The organism is Aeromonas sobria (assembly GCF_050266975.1).
Classification (GTDB): Bacteria; Pseudomonadota; Gammaproteobacteria; order Enterobacterales; family Aeromonadaceae; genus Aeromonas; species Aeromonas sobria_B.
Map to the genome: position 1 here is coordinate 1 of NZ_JBKISU010000093.1, position 548 is coordinate 548.

Sequence of the window (548 nt, forward strand, 5' to 3'; positions counted from 1 at the left end):
AGGAGGTACTGCACTGGATGCAGGAAAATAATGCCTCTTCTCGCAAGGCGGCCGCAGCATTCAAGATCGCCGCGGCCTGCACCGTCAGTCGGTGGGCGCGGCTTTATCGTGAAGGCGGTATCATGGCTCTTCGTGACAAACGCAGAGAACGCGCCATGACTTCAGGGAAGACGCCACCCGGCAAACAGCTCACCGCCCCCTATCCCATCTTCAACAGTGCCCAGGAAGAGCTCGAATACCTGCGGGCGGAGAACGCCTATCTAAAAAAGCTGCATGCCTTGGCTCGGGAAAAGCCGCAGAGAAAGCAAAAATAGTTTCCGAGCTAAGGCAGGACCATCAGCTGGCAACGCTGCTGCATCTCGCCGGGTTGCCACGCAGCACCTTCTACTGGCAGGTGAAATCGGGTACCCGCACAGTGACTTATGAGCATGAAGCGCAACGGGTCAAGGCGCTGTTTCATCACCACAAGGGACGCTATGGTTATCGGCGGATCACCCTGGCGCTGCGCAATGAGGGATGCCCTCTCAACCATAAAACCGTGCGTAAAC

Annotated in this window: 1 pseudogene; it reads left to right on the top strand. The window is 57.1% G+C overall.

The window, feature by feature from the left end:
• A pseudogene (locus tag ACLHZ1_RS20570) lies at positions 1–548 on the top strand (IS3 family transposase); the annotation flags it as partial.